Source organism: Citrobacter sp. CK181, from assembly GCF_030333595.1.
Classification (GTDB): domain Bacteria; phylum Pseudomonadota; class Gammaproteobacteria; order Enterobacterales; family Enterobacteriaceae; genus Citrobacter_B; species Citrobacter_B koseri.
Genome location: NZ_JAOWFN010000014.1, coordinates 491,143 through 511,186 on the forward strand (window position 1 = coordinate 491,143; position 20,044 = coordinate 511,186).

Here is a 20,044-nt window from a genome sequence, read left to right on the forward strand (position 1 = left end):
AAATAAGACATATAATCCCCAGCGTGCTAAAGGCTATTCTTAGAGAGTCTGGTCATTTCTTATTTTTTCCGTTAATTAAGAAATCATTAAGATTATTCCTGGTATATCGTGAGTGTAACAGCCTTCTTAACAATCGTCGTTAGCACAAATGACGATAACTCAATGATTGCAAAAACAATAAAAAGATCGCCTCATTTCAGGCATCGTCTTTTACGGCTAAAATGTAAAATTGCGTTGGGGCAACATACTTTTACCTAATTGTAATTTTTCGTAATAGGACGATGAAATCTTTTTTAGAGTGGATTATAGTTAAAACATCAGGAGAAGAGCGCAAGTTCCAGGTCAGTTAGTTGTATCCATCCCGAAAGGTGTTCGGTTAGTTCAAGCCACTAAGAAGGGGATGCGTTATGGATGAGTACTCACCCAAAAGACATGATATCGCACAGCTTAAATTTCTCTGTGAAACCCTGTATCATGACTGTCTTGCAAACCTTGAAGAAAGCAACCACGGTTGGGTTAATGACCCTACTTCGGCAATCAATCTTCAGCTCAATGAACTGATAGAGCATATTGCAACCTTCGCACTTAATTATAAAATTAAGTATAATGAGGACAATAAGCTGATTGCACAGATAGATGAATATCTGGATGACACCTTTATGTTGTTCAGCAGTTACGGCATTAATGCGCAGGATCTGCAAAAATGGCGAAAATCAGGAAACCGCCTGTTTCGCTGCTTCGTCAATGCCACCAGGGCGAATCCTGTTAGCTTGTCATGTTAAAAATTATTACAATCATAGGTAAGATTTATGTCCGATAAACCATTAACGAAAACAGATTATTTGATGCGTTTACGACGCTGCCAGACAATAGACACGCTGGAACGTGTAATAGAGAAAAATAAATATGAATTGTCTGACAATGAATTGGCTGTATTTTACTCAGCAGCAGATCACCGTCTTGCAGAATTGACGATGAATAAGCTCTACGACAAGATTCCCACCTCCGTGTGGAAATTCATTCGCTAATTTTTGCATAACGCTATGGAGAATACGTTCGTTCTGCCTGACCGAGGGCTTCCCTGTATTTACCGTTAATTCCTATTTTACGTCTCGTGATTTAGATCACATCAAGGTAACGGGAACGTTCCCTTAAAAGGCGTTGCGCTTTACTGTACTGCGGCAGTTAATCCACAAACAGAAGAGTGCATAATGAGCGAAGAAAAGCAGAAGATGATTGCCGGTGAGTTATATTGCCCGGCCGATGAGACATTGCGCAACGACCGCCTGCGGGCGCGCCAGTTGCTTCATCGATACAACCACTCCGCACCGGACGAGAAGAATGCGCGACAGGCTATTCTGAGCGACCTGCTAGGCCAGAGCGACGGTGCGTATATTGAGCCCTCCTTCCGCTGTGATTACGGTTACAATATTTACCTCGGCAAAGCATTTTACGCTAACTTCGACTGTGTGATGCTGGATGTCTGCCCGATTCATATCGGCGACAATTGTATGCTCGCGCCTGGCGTGCATATCTATACGGCGACGCACCCGCTGGATGCCACAGAACGCAACAGCGGTAGGGAACTGGGTAAACCTGTAACCATCGGGAATAATGTCTGGATCGGCGGTCGCGCCGTGATTAACCCTGGCGTCACCATTGGCGATAACGCCGTTATCGCATCAGGCGCCGTCGTGACCAAAAGCGTTCCGGCCAACGTTGTGGTCGGTGGAAATCCCGCGCGAATCATTAAAACGCTGTAAAGCGAATTGTAACTGTTATGATAAATTGTGGTTAATCTGTTACTTTTTTCATGAAGTTCGCCCTTCTAAAATGGGCTGTTCCCTGAATGTTACAGAAATCACAAAGGCAAATGATGACAGAAATACAGCGCCTGCTGACGGAAACGATTGACGATCTCAATGCTCGCGAGAAACGCGACAACAGACCGCGTTTCAGTATTAGTTTTATTCGCAAACATCCGGGGCTGTTTATTGGCATGTATATCGCCTGGTTTGCCACGCTGGCCGTCATGCTGCAATCAGACACGCTGGTGGATTCAGTGTGGCTGCTGGTCGTATTATTCGTCCTGTTGAATGGTTTTTTCTTTTTTGATGTCGCCCCGCGTTATCGCTACGAGGATATCGACGTGCTGGATTTCAGGGTTTGCTATAACGGAGAATGGTATAACACGCGCTTCGTTCCTCCTGCGCTGATCCACGCTATTCTTCAGTCACCGCATGTTGGCAGCGACCAGAAAGCACAATTACAGAAGATGATAACGCGTAAAGGCGAACTCTCTTTCTACGATGTTTTCACGCTCACTCGCACAGAAACAAGCCGCTAGTTTTCTCACTGTTGCAGATGTAAAAAGTGCGTACCGTCCCTGGCACGCACTGTAGTCCCTGCAATGTTGGCAAATCATTAACGTCTTTTTTTACGACCCTGCACCGCTTTAAAACGTGGATTGGATTTGCAGATCACATATAAACGCCCTTTGCGTTTAACTATCTGGCAGTCCGGGTGCCGCTGCTTTGCGCTACGCAATGAATTCAGTACCTGCATCTTATCCTCGCTTAGCGCCAATAAAATTTCCGAAACGTTTCTGGAAACGTGCTGCGCTGCCTTCGTTATCAAAGGTTTTTTGTTTTCCGGTGTAATAAGGGTGTGATTTAGAAGACACCTCAATGGTGACATACGGATAAGTCACGCCCTCAAGCTCAATCTCACGCTCGGTTTTGATCGTTGACCCCACCTTAAAGTATTCATTCGCACTGGTATCGTGGAACACCACGGTGCGATAGGCAGGATGGATATTCGGTTTCATGACAGCCTCAATATTATGTTATAACGTAACAATAAAATACGCCGCAAATTGCCGCTTTTCAACCCTCATAATGATGTGGTTATCCTTCAACATTGTACGTTTTAAGTCGAAACAAGCCCTTATTGAGCCAGAAAGAGCAAAAGCAGTTAGAATAACGTGATTAAACGAAGGGCTTTTTTACGTTCAGATATACTCGCCATATGCTGCATCAATAAGGATATCACCGTGACAACACGACATTTGGTCAGCCTGGTCACAGGGGTGCTCATTCTGTCTGTCCTTGCCCCTGTGGGATTAAGCCTCTGGCTCGCTCATCGCCAGGTTGAAAAGAAATTTATTGAGGAACTTAACGTCTATTCATCACGCGTAGCCTTACGCGCTGACAAAGTTGCCTCCCAGAGCAAACTGGCGTTAGGCCAGCTAAACGCCTTTCGCGGTACGCCTTGTAGTAATGCGCATTTACTGACAATGCGCCGAATATCTTACAGTCTGCGCTACATTCAGGAAGTGCTATATCTCGACCAAAATATGCCTGTTTGCTCATCGCTGGAGCAAAAAAGCGCCCCCTTCGTTTTCCCCAAACCGGAAAAGATCACCCAGGACGGCTACCGCATATGGCTTACCTCGCAAAATGATTTAGGGCTCAAGCGCTTTATGGTCGCTGTGGGTAAAGGACACTATGTGGTCATGATGGACCCCGCCTCCTTCATTGATGTGATCCCATTTAGTTCATGGCATATTGATGCCGCTATTATTGGCGAAGCAAATAACATCGTGGCCGCCAGTAGCAATCGGCTCGATCCCGACATTATTCGACAATTGCAGCAGTCGCCCGGTCAATACCGGGAAGATCGCAACAGTGTCTACACAATTCAGCGCTCTCCTGAAATGAACATCGCCATCGTGACCTGGGCCTCCACGCTGCCACTACAAAAGAACTGGTATCGCCAGGCTTTTATCTGGCTGCCGCTGGGGATGATGGCGAGCCTGCTGGCGGCGGCGTTTATTCTGCGCATTCTTCGCCGCTTACAATCACCGCACCACCGTTTACTGGACGCCATCCATAACCGTGATATTAAGGTGCATTATCAGCCGATTATTTCGCTGAGTAGCGGGAAGATAGCAGGCGCGGAAGCACTGGCTCGCTGGCCGCAAACCGACGGCAGCTACCTTTCGCCAGAAATATTTATTCCCCTCGCAGAACAAACGGGGCTTTCCGAACCGCTCACCCACCTGATTTTAGAGACCGTTTTTGAGGAGATGGGAACATGGCTGCGACAACACCCTGAGCAGCACATTTCTATCAATATTGAGGCAACGACCCTTGCGTCAGAGAAACTTCCGGTACATCTCAGCCAGTTGCTTAACCGGAGTCAGATTTCACCGTCGCAAATCGCCCTGGAGCTGACCGAGCGTGAGTTTGCCGATCCCAAAACCAGCGCGCCAGTCATTGCCAGATACCGCAAAGCCGGTCACGCGATTTATCTTGATGACTTTGGCACTGGCTATTCCAGTCTTTGCTACTTACAGAATCTGGACGTGGATATTCTGAAGATCGACAAGTCCTTTGTTGATGCGCTGGCCTACAAAAATGTGACGCCGCATATTATTGAAATGGCGAAAACGCTGAAGCTGAAAATGGTGGCGGAAGGTATTGAAACGACGCATCAGGAGGACTGGTTACGCCAGCACGGCGTGCAGTATGGTCAGGGATGGCTTTACAGCAAAGCGCTGCCCGCCGCAGAATTTATTTTGTGGGCGGAAAAACGGATTTAGAATGGGGACGGCTGGCGGCACGCCGCACAGCCTGCCGCTTCAGTCATCCAGAATGGGAGAGAATCCGCCGTAAATCATGCGCTTGCCATCAAAAGGCATGGCATCGCCAAACTCCTTCATTCGTGGGTCTGACATCATTTTCTGATTCGCCGCGTCGCGAACCTCTTTCGAAGGGTATTCAATCCAGCTAAACACCACCTCTTCGTGATCTTCCGCTTTCACCGCCATGCGAAAGTCAGTCAATTTGCCGTCCGGCACATCATCAGCCCAACACTCAACGACGCGTAACGCCCCAAACTCTTTAAAGAGAGGAGCCGCTTTTGCCGCCATTTCCCGATACGCCTCCTTGTTTTCAGCAGGTACGGCAACCACAAAACCATCAACATACTTCATGAGAAAAACCTCCGAAGCGTACTGCGCGGCAAGCCAATTCTGGCCGCGTCAGTCGTTGTTAAGTCTAGTCGCCATCGCGTTACTCTGCTGTGGGCGAATGACGAACCCGAATGCGTGCCCGGGGTTGATAGCGAAACCACGGCAAGCAGATCTGAATCAGCGGCCCGATAGCCAGCGCATACAATACCGTACCGACGCCCAGCGTCCCCCCCAGCAACCAGCCGCTCAGTAATACCGAAACTTCAATCGCCGTACGGATGGCGCGTATCGACCAACCGGTGCGCGCGTGAATCCCGGTCATCAGGCCATCTCGCGGGCCTGCGCCGAAACCGGCCCCAATATACATGCTGGTCGCCAGCGCGTTGACCACTACAGCGGAGATCAACAGAACACTGCGGACAAGCAACGACTCAAAAGCGGGCAATACGGCCAGCGCAACATCCGCCGCCAGTCCAATAACGATCACGTTGCTGATGGTGCCAAGACCCGGGCGTTGACGCAGCGGAATCCACAGTAATAACACCAGCACGCCAACGGCGATAATCACCATGCCAATGTTCATTGACAGCAAATTCGCCACGCCAAGGTGGAAAACGTTCCACGGATCGGCCCCTAAGTCCGCACGCACAAACATTGCTGTCGATACGCCATAAAGAGCCAGACCGGTATACAGTTGAATCAGACGACGCAGCATTCTTCCATTCTCCCCGTTCAGATACCTTTCATCTTCACCGCAATTGGCACTATGATTAATGTCCAGTTTTAAAAAAGTGGACTGCTATGTCATCACGCCGCTATGGAAGCCAGTCTCTTCAGCGCCTGCTTGGGCACTGGCAGGAGACTCCCTCACGTACTCCTGTCTGGCGTCAGCTGGCGGAGGCCCTGCGTCTGCTGATTCTTGATGGCCGACTGGCGCTCGATAGCCGACTGCCCGGCGAACGCGAACTGGCCGCCGTATTGAAGATCAGCCGAACAACCGTCGCCAGCGCAATGGCGCAACTTCGGGAAGAAGGCTATCTGGAAAGCCGTCAGGGTAGCGGTTCGCGGGTGATCTTACCGGATGCCATCCACCCTGTGCCCACGCGCGGCGGAGCCAATATGGCATTGGATCTCTCTACCGCCGCGCTCAGCGCAGGCCCTGAAATTCACCAGGCTTACCAGCAGGCGCTTTGCGCAATGCCGCAGCATCTGCTGAGTTCCGGGTATCTGCCGCAAGGCCTGCTCTCTTTACGTGAATCTATCGCCCGGCACTATTGCGAGCGCGGCTTGCCAACCCGCCCTGATGAAATCATGGTGGTCAATGGCGCCGTGAGCGGGCTGGCGCTGCTCCTGCGACTCCTGACGGGCCCGGGCGATCGCGTGGTGGTGGATCACCCGACCTACCCGCTCGCGATCGCCGCGATTCAGGGAGCCTCCTGTCGCCCCGTTGGCGTCTCATTGCCCGAACAGGGCTGGGACACCGCCGGTCTGATGGCGACCATTGCGCAGACCGCGCCGAGAATGGTTTATCTGATGCCGGATTTCCATAATCCCACCGGGCGCTGTATGGATGCCGCCACGCGGCAAGCGGTCGCGGATATTGCCGCCAGAACGCATACCACGCTGGTTGTGGACGAGACGATGGTTAATTTGTGGTACGACGCCCCGCCGCCGCCCCCACTCGCGCATTACAATGCCGACGCGCCGATTATTATGCTGGGATCGGCAGGAAAAAGTTTCTGGGGCGGGTTACGTCTGGGGTGGGTTCGCGCCTCATCACGGACAATCGCCGCGCTGGTACAAACCCGGGATACGTTTGATTTAGGATCGCCGGTACTGGAGCAGTTAGCGACCGGCTGGCTGCTTGATAATGCCGCCAGCTTTCTTCCTGACAGACGGCAGTTGCTGTCCCAACGACGCGACCTGTGTTGTGAACTGATGCACGCGCATTTTCCTGAATGGCGCTTCAGGCAGCCGCAGGGCGGACTCTCTTTTTGGGTGGAGTTACCCGACACGCTGGCCACGCTCTTTGCAACGCGCGCTGAAAGCGAAGGGATTCAACTGGGCACCGGTACGCGTTTTGGTCTCGCGGGTGCGTTTGATCGTTTCTTACGTATGCCGTTCACCCTGCCGGATGAAACACTGCGATCGGCTTTTCAGACATTACAGCCGATATGGGACAACCTGCGCTCACAAAACAGCGCAGGGAAAATACGCAAAATTATCTAATATGGCCTGTCATCGTCGTTTTATTGCTGGCGTGGGACGGGGAAACCTTTCAGGGAAATAATGAAGTTCTCGCCGTCTTTCTTTATTTTTGCCCCGGCATCGCACCAGTCGGAGGCAATACGAAAGAATTCATCACTACCAACATTCCAGTTAAGACGAACATGCTTCACATAGCCGGAACGCAGTAATTCGCAGGCTTCGCCATAATTACTGGCGATTGAGAGTTGTTGTTTCATTTTTTCTTCTTGAGTAATCTGCGTAATGCTTTGATTTCTTTAGGAGTAAGCGGCTCATCCACGGATTCTTCCGTATGCTGACTGTCGATATCACTCGCCGAGACTCCCGCCTCTTCTGCGGCCTCAAATGCAATCAGCAGCAGTTTTTCTGTGGTGATACTTAAGTTCTCATTATTTGCTTCGGCATAATGGCGAAGCTTCTCTTTTAACGTCTCATCGATTTTGACATTTAGTACAGCAGTAGCCATCGTAAAGAGTCCTTGTAAACAGGCAAAACACGTCGTGTGCGACACAGCTATCGTCACCGCGTGAATATCAGGGCACAAACTGATTAATAACGTCCCGATAACACTCTGCCAGCATTTGATGACAAAATAATGACGTTAATATGACAAGAGGAGGAAAATGAAGAGGTTGCCGGACGGCAGAATTGGGTGGGGGCCCTGCCAGCTACATCCCGGCACACACGTCATCTGCTCTGGCTGCTTCCTTCCGGACCTGACCTGGTAAACAGAGTAGCGTTGCGGGAGAACCAACAGAGCCCCCATTGAGAGCGTTGTTAACCAACGCGCAGGCGCATTATCACTGCTGGCCCCTGTAAATGCAACCCATCCAATATCGGATGCTGTTTTCTTGCGCAATGAGGCTTCACTCCCCGGCGATTCACGATTATGCTGGAAGATTATCGCAGGAATGAATGATGGACAGACAAGACACTTTCCCCCAACGCGTCTGGCAAATCGTGGCCTCAATCCCCGAAGGGTTTGTCACGACTTATGGCGACGTCGCCCGCCTCGCCGGTTCACCTCGTGCCGCGCGTCAGGTCGGCGGCGTATTAAAACGATTGCCGGAAGGCAGCACCCTCCCCTGGCATCGGGTCGTGAATCGTCATGGCGCCATCTCCCTGACCGGGCCAGACCTGCAACGCCAACGTCAGGCGTTACTGTCAGAAGGCGTGGTGGTCTCGGGGAGTGGGCAAATCGATATGCAACGATATCGCTGGATTTATTAACCCTCTCCGGCCGGAGAGGGTTGTCCTGTGAGAGCTTAGTACTGTGTCGGCGCCGGTACGGCGGAAGACGGGTTCACCTGCGTCGGTGACGTTGACGGTACGGTTGTCGCTGCGCCGCCGCTGGCCTGAACAGGCACTGCCGTTTGCTGAACCGGCACCAGCGTCAGATCCGCTTTCGTGCCGCCCTGATTAATGACTGGCTGTACGGTATCGGTGATAAAGACCAGTTTGTCATTAATCGTCACGGCGGCGCTCAACAGAATCCGCGCATTTGGCTGGATGTCAGCCGGGTTAAACGGCAGTACAAAGCTAAATGGCGACTGTTTCCCCTCGGTGCGCACCGCTTTCTGCGACAGCACTTTCGACGGCGCATCCGCCAGTGAGGCATCAGACAGCGTCACGGTCAGTACGGCATCCGGTGGCAGGGCCACTTTCTGACGGATCCAGACAGTACCGGAGACATTAGGTTGCTGAATAGTTGACTGTGTAGCCACGCCAGAAGTATTTGGGTCAGGCGCAGGCGTCTGGATATCTGCGCTTCTGTCTGCGCAGGCTGCCAGAGCAACCGCAACCGCTAAACCACTTACCATGTGCACGAGTTTCATTAAATTCTCCTTATCATCAATGCATCAGCGGGAGGTGCTTTACCCGCCGGAAGAGTGGTTAACAAAGACATAACGTGACTAAGTGTGGCATATCTCACTTATTTTTGCCTGGAATTAGTCCGTAATTCAGACTATTGCACCCATCGGACCACTTTCAAAATTGCGTTATACTCTGCCTACCTCGCTTCGGCGCCGTTGTTACCTGGAGAGCACGTATGAGTCAGGCACTGAATAATTTGCTGTCATTGTTAGATCTGGAAAAAATTGAAGAAGGACTCTTTCGGGGCCAAAGTGAAGACTTAGGATTACGTCAGGTTTTTGGTGGTCAGGTGGTCGGTCAGGCGCTGTATGCCGCCAAAGAGACCGTACCTGAACAACGTCTGGTTCACTCTTTTCACAGCTACTTTCTGCGCCCCGGCGACAGCCTGAAGCCCATTATTTACGATGTGGAAGTTCTGCGCGACGGCAACAGTTTCAGCGCGCGTCGCGTCGCCGCCATCCAGAACGGGAAGCCTATTTTCTATATGACAGCCTCCTTCCAGGCGCCGGAAGAGGGATTTGAGCATCAGAAAACCATGCCGGACGCCCCTGCGCCGGAAACGCTGCAATCGGAGACGGAGATCGCCCGCTCATTGGCGCATCTGCTGCCGCCCGTGCTGAAAGAGAAATTTATCAGCGACCGCCCGCTGGAGATCCGCCCGGTGGAGTTCCACAACCCGTTAAAAGGCCACGTTGCGAACCCGACGCGTCAGGTCTGGATCCGCGCCAACGGTACGATACCGGATGATATCCGCATTCATCAGTATCTGCTGGGTTATGCTTCCGATCTGAATTTCCTGCCCGTCGCGCTGCAACCCTACGGCATCGGCTTCCTGGAGAAAGGTCTGCAAATTGCCACGATCGACCATTCAATGTGGTTCCATCGCCCTTTCAACATGAACGAATGGTTGCTGTACAGCGTAGAGAGCACCTCGGCTTCCAGCGCCCGTGGTTTTGTTCGTGGGGAGTTTTACACGCGGGATGGCGTGATGGTCGCGTCGACCGTTCAGGAAGGCGTGATGCGCAATCGCAATTGAAAATGGCCGAATGGCGACGCACAAGCGTCGCCTCCGGCCTGTTGATGATCAGGCGTTATACGCATTCTCGCCGTGGCTGTTGACGTCCAGACCTTCGCGCTCCTGCTCTTCCGGTACGCGCAGCCCAACGGTGATATCCGCCAGTTTGTAGCCGATAAACGCCACTACGCCAGACCAGACGATGGTGATAGCGATACTCTCCAGCTGCACCAGCAGCTGATGCCCCATCGTCACGCCTTCGGCAAACCCTACACCGCCGAGGGTGGTGGACGCAAAGATCCCGGTCAGGATACACCCAACGATGCCGCAAACGCCGTGGATGCCAAACACATCGCAAGGATCGTCCACACGCAGCAGACGTTTAAGCATCGTCACGCCCCACAGACCCGCCAGCCCCGCAACGACACCGAGAATCAACGCGCCGCCGACGCCAATGTAACCACAGGCTGGCGTTATGCCGACCAGTCCCGCGATAGCGCCGGAGCAGGCGCCCAGCAGAGACGGTTTACCGCGCAGCGCCCACTCGCCGAAAATCCACCCCAGAATAGCGGCAGCCGTTGCCACCACGGTGTTAACAAAGGCCAGTGCAGCAATCTCGTTCGCCATGCCCGCCGACCCGGCGTTAAAGCCAAACCAGCCGATATAGAGGATCGCGGTGCCGGTGAAAACCATCGGCAGGTTATGGGGTTTGAACGCCTCTTTACCAAAGCCGACACGCTTGCCAATCAGATAAGCGCCCACAAGACCAGCAATCGCCGCATTGATATGCACGACCGTACCGCCCGCAAAATCCAGCGCGCCGTGAGAAGCCAGCAAACCGCCGCCCCAGACCATATGCGCAATCGGGATATAGGAGAGCGTCAGCCACACCACCACGAAAATCAGTACCGCAGAGAAGCGGATACGTTCAGCCAGCGCCCCTACGATCAGCCCGACGGTAATGCAGGCGAAAGAGCCCTGGAAAGCAACGTGAATATACTGGTAGAAACTGCCCATCACTGCCGTAAGTTCAATATTTTTCAGCATCACCCAGTTGAAGTCGCCAAAGAAGTTGTTCCCCTCGCCAAAGGCCAGCGAATAGCCGTAAACAACCCACAAAATACAGACCAGCGCGAAGGTGACGGCAACCTGCGTCAACATCGACAGCACGTTCTTTCCACGGATCAATCCGCCATAGAACAGAGCAATGCCCGGAATGGTCATGAACAGCACCAGCGCGGTGCAAATCATCATAAAGGCATTGTCGGCTTTATCCACAACCGCCGGAGCCGCCATTGCCAGACCTGGAAGCAAAGCCAGTGAAGCAAGGCCAGTTTTCATCGTTGCTATCTTCATCTTTTCGTTCCCTATCACTGTGTGCCAGGAGTTACAGTGCCGCTTCGTCGGCTTCGCCGGTACGAATACGAATGACACGTTGCAGCTCAGCGACAAAAATTTTGCCGTCGCCAATTTTTCCGGTGTAGGCCGCCTTGCTGATGACCTCAATGACTTCATCAAGCTGGTCGTCGGCAATCGCCACATCAATCTTCACTTTGGGCAAGAAGTTGACGCTGTATTCCGCACCGCGGTACAGCTCGGCATGGCCTTTCTGACGCCCGAAGCCTTTCACTTCGGTGACTGTCAGCCCTTGAATACCAATCGAAGACAGTGCTTCACGGACGTCTTCCAGTTTGAACGGTTTGATTACCACGGTAACCAGCTTCATAGATCCCCTCCTGTCAGAATTCGATAATGTCTGCCGCTTCACGACAGGGATATTGCAAGGGGTGTGCCAGAAATGAAAAACGCGGGATAATTCAGGCTTGTAGGGTGCGGCAGAGGAAGGAGAAGAAAAAACGCACTATAACGGTGCATGGTACGTTACATTTTTGCACCAGATTGTTGATTGCCGGTTGGCGGCGTAAGCACCTTATCCGGCCTACAAGAGCGCATTGTCCGTAGGCCTGATAAGCGCAGCGCCATCAGGCGCTGAGCGATTCCTCACGCGCGCTGGCCGCCAGCTCTTCACCGGCAAGCTGTAGTTGGTACATCTGCCAGTAACGCCCTTGCGCTTCAAGCAGTTGTTGATGCGTACCGCGCTCGACCGCCTGCCCGCGATGCAGCACCAGAATGGTGTCCGCATCAACAATGGTTGACAGGCGATGTGCAATCACCACCAGCGTGGTGTGTTCACGCACTGCCGCCAGCGCTTGCTGAATCGCCTGCTCAGTACCGGAGTCAATGCTGGCGGTGGCTTCATCCAGAATCAGAACCTGCGGCGTATCAACCAGCACCCGCGCCAGCGCCAGCAGCTGTTTCTGCCCGACGGACAGATTATTGCCCTGCTCGCCCAGCCGGGTGTGGATACCCTCGCTCAGACTACGCGCCAGCTCCGCCAGTTGCACGGTTTCCAGCGCCTGCCAGACCTGTTCCTCAGAAATATCGCGCCCCAGCGTGACGTTTGCCAGGAACGTATCCGCCATCACCACCGGGTCCTGCTGCACCATCGCGACTCCCTGACGTAAAACCCCGTGGCTCAACGTTGACAGCGAACGGTCGTCAAGGCGAATGTCTCCCTGTGTAAGCGGGTAATACCCCATCAGCAGGCTGGCGAGGGTACTCTTGCCGCTGCCGGTATGCCCGACCAGCGCCACAAAGCTGCGCGACGGAACGGAGAGCGTAATGTTTTGCAGCACCAGATTGTCGTCACGGTAGGCGAAGGAGACATCATCAACGTCAATCCTGCCCGACTGCAACGGGCGCTCATCCCGACCATAATCCTGGCGTGGGCCGTCCATCAGTTCGAATACGCGCTCCCCCGCCACCGCAGCCTGTTGCAACATCGACTGTTGGGTCGTCAGTTCAATCAATGGCTCGTTCAGACGCCCCAGATAGCTGATAAAGGCGTACAACACCCCGACTTCAATGGTGCCGCGCGAGGTAAAGCTAAACAGCATCAGTAATCCGCAGAGGATCAGCGCGGAGAAAAGGCTGAGCAGCGGGCGCAATAAAAAGCCGTCCAGTCGCAGGGTCTGCATCCGCGCCATATAGTGCGAGCGGCTGGCCTCCCCCATTCTCTCGCCGAACCGCGCCTGCTGGCGGAACTGCTGAATAACGCTCATGCCGTTAATGACCTCATTGAAGCCATCATTGATGTCCGCCAGATATGTCCGCACGCGGCGCACAATCGGCGTGCTATAGCGCTGGTAAATCACCATCACCACCAGCACCGCCGGGAAAATCGCCATCGCGACCAGCGCCATCCGCCAGTCGAGGCTGAACATGGCGACCAGCATCGCGCCAATTAACGCCGCGCTACGCAGCACCGTCGCCACGACCGTGACGTAAAGGTCGCGGATGACTTCCGTATCATTGGTCACGCGAGAGATCAGTTGCCCCACCGGCTGCGTGTCAAAGGCGCTCAGTGGCTGGCGCAAAGCGGCATCCATCACATCGGTACGCAGTTGTTGCACTACGCCGACGGCCGCCTGATTAAACAACAGCGACTGCGCATAATGCAGCCCCGCCGCCAGAAACTGTAAGCCAATGTACGCCGCCACCAGCCCCGCGACCGTGCCCAGCGGCAGGTGGCTCTTCGCGACCATATTGTCGATAAAGTAGCTGATAAGTAACGGGCCGCTGACTTCCGCCGCCGCCGCGATCCACAGCATCACCACGGCGATGGCAAGCGGTTTACGCCACGGCGAACCATACGCCAGCAGCCTTTTCAGGGTCGGCCATAACTGTCCAAAACTACGCATCTGCCGTCTCCTCGTTGATTTCAGGAGCGTCAGTCAGCGTCGCCTCCAGTTGCTGATAGCGATACATATCGCGATACCAGCCCGTTTGCAGCACTAATTCATCATGATCGCCACGCTGGGCGATATGGCCATGCTGCATCACGATAATCTCGTTGGCTTCCGTCAGAGCGGATAAGCGGTGCGCGCTAATAATCACGGTGCGCCCCTCTCCCCACTGGCGTAAATTATGCAGAATCTGGTGTTCGGTACGGCCATCCACCGCCGACAGCGCATCATCCAGAATCAGGATTTCCGCATTGAGCAGTAACGCGCGCGCAATAGAAATGCGCTGTTTTTGCCCGCCGGACAGCATGACGCCGCGTTCGCCCACTTCGGTGTCATATCCTTGAGGCAGACGCAAAATATCCTCATGCACGCTGGCCAGCCGCGCCACCTGTTCAATCTCTTCCTGCGTCGCGTTTGGGCGCCCCAGCGCGATGTTATTGCCGACCGTGTCGGAGAACAGGAACGGCGTCTGGCTGACGACCGCCAGGCGACTGCGCCAGCTATCAAGCTGCAAGCGCGTCAGCGGAATATCATGAAAACGGATATCCCCCTGCGTAATATCGAAATGGCGCTGAATAAGCGAAAGAAGAGTGCTTTTCCCCGCGCCCGTCGGCCCGCAGATCCCCAGCATCTGCCCTGGCTCAAGCTGGAATTGCACATTTTCCAGCGCCGGATGCGCGGTTTGCGGGTAGCTGAATTCACGAATGGAGACCGTCAGCGCTCCCCGCCCTTCCGGCACCGCCTCCGTTCCGTCGTTGACGACCGGCGCTTCCGCCAGCATCGCGCGGATACGGCTGTACGCTGCGCTACCGCGTTCCACAATGTTAAACATCCAGGCCAGCGCTAACATAGGCCAGATCATCAGCCCGAGGTACATCATAAAGCTGGTCAATTCCCCAAGCGTCAGCGTACCGTGCACTACCATCCAGCTTCCGCCGCCGATGGCGAGCAGATTAGCCATGCCGATGGCAATATAAATCGTGGGATCAAAACGGGCGTCGATACGCGCTACCCGCATATTTTTCTTCCCGGTGTCTTCCGCGTCCGCCGCAAACAGCGACGACTGTCGATCTTCAAGGCCAAAGGCTTTGATCATGCGAATGCTAGTCAGGCTCTCCTGGGTACGATCGTTCAGACTGGAAAACGCCGCCTGCGCCAGTTTGAAGCGGTTATGCAGACGGTCGCCGTAGCGCTTGATCATCAGCGCCATAATCGGCATAGGCAGCAGCGCGAACAGCGTCAGTTGCCAACTGAGCTGCGTTGACATCACGATCAGCACGGCGCAGCCCATCACCAGCGAATCCACCAGCGTGAGCACCCCTTCACCGGCGGCAAAGACGACACGATCGACGTCGTTAGTCGCGCGCGCCATTAAGTCGCCGGTGCGATGTCGCAGATAAAATTCAGGATGCTGACGACTGAGCTGGCGGTAGTAATCTTCACGCAGTTCAACCGCCAGTTGATAAGAGGCGCCGAACAGCAACACGCGCCAGACATAGCGCAACAAATAGACGATTACCGCAACCATGGCCATCGTGCCCACCCACATCAATACCTGGCCGGTAGTGAAATGTTGCGCAGTGACGCCATCCACAACGATCCCGACCACTTTGGGCGGGATCAGCTGAAGGACAGCGATAATGATAAGCAAGGCCACGGCGCCGAGATAGCGACGCCACTCCCGACGGAAGTACCAGCTTAATTGAGCAAATAATCGCACGCGTTATATCCTGACATGATTTCCGGCAATATTTTCCGGGAGAATTATTCAATAGGCAGAGCGGTTGTGTACTTAATCTGTTCCATCGCAAAGCTCGACGTTACGTCTGACAATCCCGGAACACTGTTCACCAGACGTTTGTAGAAGTCGTCATAACGCTTCATATCTGCTACCTGAACCCGCATCAGATAGTCGTATTCCCCGGCCATACGCCAGAACCCCAGCACTTCCGGCATTTCGGTGACCACCGTCACGAAGCGGCTGTACCATTCACTGCTGTGATGCTGGGTTTTGATCAGTACGAACGCCGTTAACCCCAGACCCAATTTCTCTGGGTCCAGCAGCGCGACTTTACCGAGGAGAATGCCGTCGTCTTCCAGACGTTTCAGCCGTTTCCAGCAGGGTGTGGTGGTCAGATTAACGGCATCGGCCAGCGCCTGCAAAGAGAGGGTGCAGTCCTGCTGCAACAAAAGCAGCAGCTTACGGTCAATTTTATCTAACATACCCACCCCACAGAGAAGATTTTTCTCCTTACATTCTATTTTAAAGGTGAAATGGCAACAATTTTTTCCGTGCTTTTCGCTAATCTGGGCACAAAATGACAAATGGAAATTAATGATGAATAGCACCTGGGTTAAAAACGCCATTAATGAAATTAACGCTGACTATCAGCGTTCAGCCGACACGCATCTGATCCGGTTGTCGCTACCGGCGTTTCCGGGCATCCAGATCTACCTGAAGGATGAAAGCACCCATCCGACCGGCAGCCTGAAGCACCGTCTGGCGCGTTCATTGTTCCTGTATGGGTTGTGTAACGGCTGGATTAAAGAAAACACAACCATTATTGAATCCTCCTCCGGTTCAACGGCGGTTTCCGAAGCCTGGTTCGCCCGACTGCTCGGCCTGCCGTTTATCGCGGTAATGCCTTCCTGCACGGCAAAACGCAAAATCGAACAAATTGCGTTTTATGGCGGTCGCTGCCACTTTGTCGAAAGCGCCTGCGAGATTTACGCCGCCTCCGAGCAGCTGGCGCACGAACTGAACGGTCACTATATGGATCAGTTCACCTATGCCGAACGCGCCACCGACTGGCGCGGCAATAATAATATCGCCGACAGTATTTTCCATCAGATGCAGCGTGAGCCGAATCCGGTGCCGAAGCATATCGTGATGAGCGCGGGGACGGGCGGCACGTCAGCGACAATTGGCCGCTATATTCGCTGTCATGGGTATGACACGCGCCTGATGGTGGTTGACCCGGAAAACTCGGTCTTCCTGCCCTACTGGCAGGATCGCGACGCCACATTGCGCAGCCCGGTGGGCAGCAAAATTGAGGGGATTGGCCGCCCGCGCGTGGAACCCTCCTTCATCCCGGATGTGGTGGACGAAATGCTGCGCGTACCCGACGCCGCCAGCGTCGCGACCGCGCACTGGCTGGAAACACAGCTGGGCCGTAAAGTGGGTGCCTCCACCGGCACTAATATGTGGGGAACGTTGCAGATTGCGGCCAGAATGCGCGACGCCGGAGAGACCGGTTCTCTCGTCACGCTGCTGTGTGACAGCGGCGAACGCTATCTCGACACCTATTACAATCCCCAGTGGGTTAACGATCACATTGGCGATTTAGCGCCGTGGCAGGCGGAAATTGCCCAACTGCTGAACGTCCGTTAAGCGGCATAAAAAAAGCCAGGCTTTACGGGCCTGGCTTGCTGGAAAGGATCGCTCATTCGGGGGAATAAGGTAGATGCGGATTATCCAGCCAATGCGTTAAAAAGTGAGAGACCGCCTGATTACGACAATGGCCAATCACTGAAAGATGAGGCAGTTCAGCGATCAGTTGCGGCATCGCGTTGCCCATAATCAAACCACGTCCCACGCTCTCCAGCATTTCGCGATCGTTCATCGCATCGCCAAACGCCATGCATTCCGTCAGCGACAGCCCCAAATGGTCGCTTAATACCGCCAGCGCGGAACCTTTATTACAGCCGAGCGGCAGCACTTCCAGGCAATCCACAGCGGAAAAGCAGAGATTCGCCCGCTCACCCAGCGCCTCATTCAGTTGAATACGCAGCCGGATCAGATCGTCGTGATCGCCACAGAAACAGATCTTCGTGACCTGGTGGGCCGGGATACGTTTGACATCCACGATCTGATAGTGGAACCCGCTGTAGACATGCGCCTGTAATAGCGCGGGGATCGCGCTCCCCGTAAACCAGCCGTTATCGTTGAATACGTGCATACTGGCCCGGGTATCCCACGCCTGGTGCAATACGCGATCCGCAATGGCGGGGTCCAGATCCTGGCGATGCAGCATATCGCCTTCCTGCGAATGAATGCGCGTCCCGTTGCCGGTTATCAAAAACGCATCCATTGAGATGGCCCCCAGAATATGCCGCATTTCCAGCACATGCCGACCGGTCGCAAACGTCAAAGTGATATCGCGTTCACGCAGGCGCGCCAGCGTTGCAAGGGTCTCATGACCCAGATGGTGGTTTGGCATCAAAAGCGTGCCATCCATATCAAATGCAGCCAGACGAGCCATCTCTTTCTCCACACTGTGACGCAATTAACTTGTGATTGAGTATCACCTGAGATATACGGAAGTAATAGTGAATAGATAAAATGAATTGTTCCGGGTTTCAATGAGACTTCTCAACCGTTTAAAACAATATCAACGTCTCTGGCAGCCCTCGGCCGGAGAACCTCAGTCGGTCACCGTTGGGGAACTGGCGGAGCGCTGTTTTTGTAGCGAACGCCACATCCGTACGCTACTACGCCAGGCGCAGGAAACCGGTTGGTTAACATGGGAGGCGCAATCCGGGCGGGGTAAGCGCGGTAAACTGCAATTTCTGGTCACGCCGGAGTCACTGCGCAATACCATGATGGAGCAAGCGCTGGAAAAAGGTCAGCAGCTTAATGTGCTGGAGCTGGCACAGCTGGCGCCAGGCGAACTGCGTACCATGCTGCAACCGTTTATGGGCGGGCAGTGGCAAAACGACACGCCGACCCTGCGTATTCCCTACTATCGTCCGCTGGACCCGTTGCATCCGGGATTTCTGCCCGGTCGCGCAGAACAGCATCTTGCGGGACAAATTTTCTCCGGCCTCACCCGCTTTGACAACGCCAGCCAGCGCCCCTGCGGGGATTTAGCACATCACTGGGATATCTCCGCCGACGGTATGCGCTGGGATTTTTATATTCGCTCTACCCTGCACTGGCATAATGGCGATACGGTAGAAACTGCGCAGCTGCACGCGCGCCTGCTGATGCTGCTTGACCTGCCAGCCCTCAATAAATTGTTTATCAGCGTCAAGCGTATTGAAGTCACCCATCCGCAATGCCTGACGTTCATTCTCCATCGCCCTGATTACTGGCTGGCGCACCGTCTGGCAAGCTACTGTAGCCACCTGGCGCACCCGCATCAGCCGCTGTCAGGCACCGGACCTTTTCGGCTGACGTTATTTACGCCGGAGCTGGTACGCCTGGAAAGCCACGACAATTACCACCTTTGCCATCCGCTGCTAAAGGCGATTGAATACTGGATCACGCCTCAGCTTTTTGACCAGGATTTAGGCACCAGCTGCCGTCATCCGGTACAGATTGCCATCGGCAACCCAGAGGAGCTGGCCTCACTTAGCCAGGTAAGCAGCGGTATTAGCCTGGGATTTTGCTACCTGACGCTTAAAAAAGGCTCGAAACTCAGCCTGCAACAGGCGCGTCGCCTGGTAGACATCATTCATCATACGTCGTTATTACAGACGCTGCCGGTAGATGAAAATCTGATCACGCCCAGCAACGCGCTGCTGCCAGGCTGGGTAATGCCGCAATGGAAGGGGCTGGAATCCGTTGAATTACCGAAAAAACTGACGCTGGTCTACCACCTTCCCGTTGAGTTGCACACCATGGCGGAGCAACTCCAGCAATATCTGGCAACGCTCGGCTGTGAATTAACGTTGATTTTCCACAATGCGAAAAACTGGGATAACTGCCCTTCGCTGGCAAAAGCGGATCTCATGATGGGCGACAGGTTGATTGGCGAAGCGCCGGAATATACGCTTGAGCAGTGGCTACGCTGCGATCAACTCTGGCCGCATGTGCTGGATGCCCCTGCTTTCGCCCATCTTCAGGCCACGCTGGATGCCTTACAAACTCAGCCCGGTGAAGACGACCGCTATACTGCGTTACAACAGGTATTCACGAGTCTGATGAATGACGCCACGCTTACGCCGCTTTTTAACTATCACTACCGTATTAGCGCGCCGCCGGGCGTCAATGGCGTTCAACTCAATCCACGCGGCTGGTTTGAGTTTGAGAAAGCATGGCTTCCGCCGCCGCGCGGTGAAGAAGCTGGTCGCGGCCATCCACAGGCGCTACCATAGCGTTTTTCGTTTTTGTCAGGATAAGTT

General features: G+C 53.8%; 22 protein-coding genes, 1 other RNA gene and 1 pseudogene. 10 read left to right on the forward strand and 14 right to left on the reverse strand.

All coding sequences use genetic code 11. The features are described from left to right. Positions 1 to 407 precede the first annotated feature (407 nt). The 4 genes from tomB to OGW17_RS15830 all read left to right on the forward strand — a co-directional run bounded on the left by tomB (position 408) and on the right by OGW17_RS15830 (position 2,347). Entirely contained in the window at positions 408 to 782 is a 375-nt protein-coding gene (tomB, locus tag OGW17_RS15815) for an Hha toxicity modulator TomB (RefSeq protein ID WP_012133514.1), read from the forward strand. Positions 783 to 809: 27 nt separating this feature from the next. Beyond that, entirely contained in the window at positions 810 to 1,028 is a 219-nt protein-coding gene (hha, locus tag OGW17_RS15820; RefSeq protein WP_002892050.1) for a hemolysin expression-modulating protein Hha, read from the forward strand. A gap of 183 nt (positions 1,029 to 1,211) precedes the next feature. Further along, a complete protein-coding gene (gene maa / locus OGW17_RS15825; RefSeq protein ID WP_049009805.1) occupies positions 1,212 to 1,763 on the forward strand; it encodes a maltose O-acetyltransferase in 552 nt (183 codons plus the stop codon). 113 nt (positions 1,764 to 1,876) lie between these two features. Further along, positions 1,877 to 2,347: a YlaC family protein gene (locus OGW17_RS15830; protein ID WP_060815856.1), complete on the forward strand. Its 471-nt coding sequence runs from the start codon at positions 1,877 to 1,879 to the stop codon at positions 2,345 to 2,347. 77 nt (positions 2,348 to 2,424) lie between these two features. Here the strand turns inward: OGW17_RS15830 and ykgO are convergent, their stop codons facing one another. Then, complete coding sequence (ykgO, locus tag OGW17_RS15835; protein WP_003859006.1) at positions 2,425 to 2,565, reverse strand: type B 50S ribosomal protein L36; 141 nt, start codon at positions 2,563 to 2,565, stop codon at positions 2,425 to 2,427. A gap of 1 nt (position 2,566) precedes the next feature. Beyond that, the gene (locus tag OGW17_RS15840) at positions 2,567 to 2,827 is read right to left on the reverse strand and encodes a type B 50S ribosomal protein L31 (RefSeq protein WP_012133519.1); all 261 of its coding nucleotides are present in this window, start codon (positions 2,825 to 2,827) and stop codon (positions 2,567 to 2,569) included. Between the two features lie 225 nt (positions 2,828 to 3,052). On the opposite strand from OGW17_RS15840, the gene pdeB reads away from it, so the two are divergent. Further along, positions 3,053 to 4,603: a cyclic di-3',5'-guanosine monophosphate phosphodiesterase PdeB gene (gene pdeB, locus OGW17_RS15845; protein ID WP_071259885.1), complete on the forward strand. Its 1,551-nt coding sequence runs from the start codon at positions 3,053 to 3,055 to the stop codon at positions 4,601 to 4,603. 39 nt (positions 4,604 to 4,642) lie between these two features. Here the strand turns inward: pdeB and OGW17_RS15850 are convergent, their stop codons facing one another. Both OGW17_RS15850 and yczE read right to left on the reverse strand, forming a co-directional pair. Further along, positions 4,643 to 4,996 (reverse strand): DUF1428 domain-containing protein, encoded by a 354-nt coding sequence (locus OGW17_RS15850; protein ID WP_012133521.1) that lies wholly within the window; start codon positions 4,994 to 4,996, stop codon positions 4,643 to 4,645. A 79-nt stretch (positions 4,997 to 5,075) separates the two neighbouring features. Then, positions 5,076 to 5,690 carry a membrane protein YczE gene (gene yczE, locus OGW17_RS15855; RefSeq protein WP_012133522.1) on the reverse strand — a complete coding sequence of 205 codons (615 nt, stop codon included), beginning with the start codon at positions 5,688 to 5,690 and terminating at the stop codon, positions 5,076 to 5,078. 86 nt (positions 5,691 to 5,776) lie between these two features. Between yczE and yczR the strand changes: the two genes are divergently transcribed. Continuing rightward, positions 5,777 to 7,204, forward strand: a complete 1,428-nt coding sequence (gene yczR, locus OGW17_RS15860; protein WP_071259887.1) for a MocR-like transcription factor YczR — start codon at positions 5,777 to 5,779, stop codon at positions 7,202 to 7,204. 20 nt (positions 7,205 to 7,224) lie between these two features. Here yczR and OGW17_RS15865 read toward each other — a convergent pair whose 3' ends face one another. The 3 genes from OGW17_RS15865 to ffs form a co-directional block, all read right to left on the reverse strand. Then, positions 7,225 to 7,440 (reverse strand): hypothetical protein, encoded by a 216-nt coding sequence (locus OGW17_RS15865; protein ID WP_012133524.1) that lies wholly within the window; start codon positions 7,438 to 7,440, stop codon positions 7,225 to 7,227. After that, a complete protein-coding gene (locus OGW17_RS15870; RefSeq protein ID WP_012133525.1) occupies positions 7,437 to 7,688 on the reverse strand; it encodes a hypothetical protein in 252 nt (83 codons plus the stop codon). The genes OGW17_RS15865 and OGW17_RS15870 overlap by 4 nt, the downstream gene beginning before the upstream one ends. Before the next feature lie 193 nt (positions 7,689 to 7,881). Further along, positions 7,882 to 7,978, reverse strand: an RNA gene (ffs, locus tag OGW17_RS15875) — signal recognition particle sRNA small type. An 84-nt stretch (positions 7,979 to 8,062) separates the two neighbouring features. Between ffs and OGW17_RS15880 the strand changes: the two are divergent. After that, positions 8,063 to 8,452 (forward strand): annotated as a pseudogene (locus OGW17_RS15880) (MGMT family protein). A 35-nt stretch (positions 8,453 to 8,487) separates the two neighbouring features. Here the strand turns inward: OGW17_RS15880 and OGW17_RS15885 are convergent. Beyond that, positions 8,488 to 9,057, reverse strand: a complete 570-nt coding sequence (locus OGW17_RS15885) for a YbaY family lipoprotein (RefSeq protein WP_012133527.1) — start codon at positions 9,055 to 9,057, stop codon at positions 8,488 to 8,490. Positions 9,058 to 9,272: 215 nt separating this feature from the next. Here OGW17_RS15885 and tesB point away from each other — a divergent pair, with 215 nt between their 5' ends. Further along, positions 9,273 to 10,133, forward strand: a complete 861-nt coding sequence (tesB, locus tag OGW17_RS15890) for an acyl-CoA thioesterase II (protein WP_012133528.1) — start codon at positions 9,273 to 9,275, stop codon at positions 10,131 to 10,133. A 48-nt stretch (positions 10,134 to 10,181) separates the two neighbouring features. On the opposite strand, the gene amtB is transcribed toward tesB, so the two are convergent. The 5 genes from amtB to decR form a co-directional block, all read right to left on the reverse strand. Further along, positions 10,182 to 11,468: an ammonium transporter AmtB gene (amtB, locus tag OGW17_RS15895; RefSeq protein ID WP_024130590.1), complete on the reverse strand. Its 1,287-nt coding sequence runs from the start codon at positions 11,466 to 11,468 to the stop codon at positions 10,182 to 10,184. Between the two features lie 31 nt (positions 11,469 to 11,499). Next, positions 11,500 to 11,838: a P-II family nitrogen regulator gene (gene glnK / locus OGW17_RS15900; protein ID WP_012133530.1), complete on the reverse strand. Its 339-nt coding sequence runs from the start codon at positions 11,836 to 11,838 to the stop codon at positions 11,500 to 11,502. A 256-nt stretch (positions 11,839 to 12,094) separates the two neighbouring features. Beyond that, entirely contained in the window at positions 12,095 to 13,873 is a 1,779-nt protein-coding gene (locus OGW17_RS15905; protein WP_071259890.1) for a SmdB family multidrug efflux ABC transporter permease/ATP-binding protein, read from the reverse strand. Beyond that, positions 13,866 to 15,638, reverse strand: coding sequence for a SmdA family multidrug ABC transporter permease/ATP-binding protein (locus OGW17_RS15910; RefSeq protein ID WP_071259893.1), 1,773 nt, complete (start codon positions 15,636 to 15,638; stop codon positions 13,866 to 13,868). Before OGW17_RS15910 ends, OGW17_RS15905 begins: the two co-directional genes overlap by 8 nt. Before the next feature lie 44 nt (positions 15,639 to 15,682). Continuing rightward, a complete protein-coding gene (decR, locus tag OGW17_RS15915; RefSeq protein WP_012133534.1) occupies positions 15,683 to 16,141 on the reverse strand; it encodes a DNA-binding transcriptional regulator DecR in 459 nt (152 codons plus the stop codon). Positions 16,142 to 16,253: 112 nt separating this feature from the next. Between decR and OGW17_RS15920 the strand changes: the two genes are divergently transcribed. Then, on the forward strand, positions 16,254 to 17,309 hold the full coding sequence (locus tag OGW17_RS15920) for a PLP-dependent cysteine synthase family protein (protein ID WP_012133535.1): 1,056 nt from the start codon (positions 16,254 to 16,256) through the stop codon (positions 17,307 to 17,309). Positions 17,310 to 17,361: 52 nt separating this feature from the next. Here the strand turns inward: OGW17_RS15920 and cof are convergent, their stop codons facing one another. Beyond that, positions 17,362 to 18,180, reverse strand: coding sequence for an HMP-PP phosphatase (gene cof / locus OGW17_RS15925; RefSeq protein ID WP_024130593.1), 819 nt, complete (start codon positions 18,178 to 18,180; stop codon positions 17,362 to 17,364). A 100-nt stretch (positions 18,181 to 18,280) separates the two neighbouring features. Between cof and OGW17_RS15930 the strand changes: the two genes are divergently transcribed. After that, positions 18,281 to 20,017 carry an SgrR family transcriptional regulator gene (locus OGW17_RS15930; RefSeq protein WP_071259896.1) on the forward strand — a complete coding sequence of 579 codons (1,737 nt, stop codon included), beginning with the start codon at positions 18,281 to 18,283 and terminating at the stop codon, positions 20,015 to 20,017. Positions 20,018 to 20,044: the final 27 nt, after the last annotated feature.

What these genes read in the sequence shown, in the direction of transcription:
- OGW17_RS15865 (WP_012133524.1), bottom strand. Translation starts at nt 7,440, where the DNA reads ATGAAACAACAACTCTCAATCGCCAGTAATTATGGCGAAGCCTGCGAA.
- decR (WP_012133534.1), bottom strand. Translation starts at nt 16,141, where the DNA reads ATGTTAGATAAAATTGACCGTAAGCTGCTGCTTTTGTTGCAGCAGGAC.
- OGW17_RS15920 (WP_012133535.1), top strand. Translation starts at nt 16,254, where the DNA reads ATGATGAATAGCACCTGGGTTAAAAACGCCATTAATGAAATTAACGCT.
- yczR (WP_071259887.1), top strand. Translation starts at nt 5,777, where the DNA reads ATGTCATCACGCCGCTATGGAAGCCAGTCTCTTCAGCGCCTGCTTGGG.
- OGW17_RS15830 (WP_060815856.1), top strand. Translation starts at nt 1,877, where the DNA reads ATGACAGAAATACAGCGCCTGCTGACGGAAACGATTGACGATCTCAAT.
- ykgO (WP_003859006.1), bottom strand. Translation starts at nt 2,565, where the DNA reads ATGCAGGTACTGAATTCATTGCGTAGCGCAAAGCAGCGGCACCCGGAC.
- OGW17_RS15885 (WP_012133527.1), bottom strand. Translation starts at nt 9,057, where the DNA reads ATGAAACTCGTGCACATGGTAAGTGGTTTAGCGGTTGCGGTTGCTCTG.
- OGW17_RS15930 (WP_071259896.1), top strand. Translation starts at nt 18,281, where the DNA reads ATGAGACTTCTCAACCGTTTAAAACAATATCAACGTCTCTGGCAGCCC.
- cof (WP_024130593.1), bottom strand. Translation starts at nt 18,180, where the DNA reads ATGGCTCGTCTGGCTGCATTTGATATGGATGGCACGCTTTTGATGCCA.
- hha (WP_002892050.1), top strand. Translation starts at nt 810, where the DNA reads ATGTCCGATAAACCATTAACGAAAACAGATTATTTGATGCGTTTACGA.
- OGW17_RS15905 (WP_071259890.1), bottom strand. Translation starts at nt 13,873, where the DNA reads ATGCGTAGTTTTGGACAGTTATGGCCGACCCTGAAAAGGCTGCTGGCG.
- tesB (WP_012133528.1), top strand. Translation starts at nt 9,273, where the DNA reads ATGAGTCAGGCACTGAATAATTTGCTGTCATTGTTAGATCTGGAAAAA.
- yczE (WP_012133522.1), bottom strand. Translation starts at nt 5,690, where the DNA reads ATGCTGCGTCGTCTGATTCAACTGTATACCGGTCTGGCTCTTTATGGC.
- glnK (WP_012133530.1), bottom strand. Translation starts at nt 11,838, where the DNA reads ATGAAGCTGGTTACCGTGGTAATCAAACCGTTCAAACTGGAAGACGTC.
- OGW17_RS15850 (WP_012133521.1), bottom strand. Translation starts at nt 4,996, where the DNA reads ATGAAGTATGTTGATGGTTTTGTGGTTGCCGTACCTGCTGAAAACAAG.
- tomB (WP_012133514.1), top strand. Translation starts at nt 408, where the DNA reads ATGGATGAGTACTCACCCAAAAGACATGATATCGCACAGCTTAAATTT.
- OGW17_RS15840 (WP_012133519.1), bottom strand. Translation starts at nt 2,827, where the DNA reads ATGAAACCGAATATCCATCCTGCCTATCGCACCGTGGTGTTCCACGAT.
- amtB (WP_024130590.1), bottom strand. Translation starts at nt 11,468, where the DNA reads ATGAAGATAGCAACGATGAAAACTGGCCTTGCTTCACTGGCTTTGCTT.
- maa (WP_049009805.1), top strand. Translation starts at nt 1,212, where the DNA reads ATGAGCGAAGAAAAGCAGAAGATGATTGCCGGTGAGTTATATTGCCCG.
- OGW17_RS15870 (WP_012133525.1), bottom strand. Translation starts at nt 7,688, where the DNA reads ATGGCTACTGCTGTACTAAATGTCAAAATCGATGAGACGTTAAAAGAG.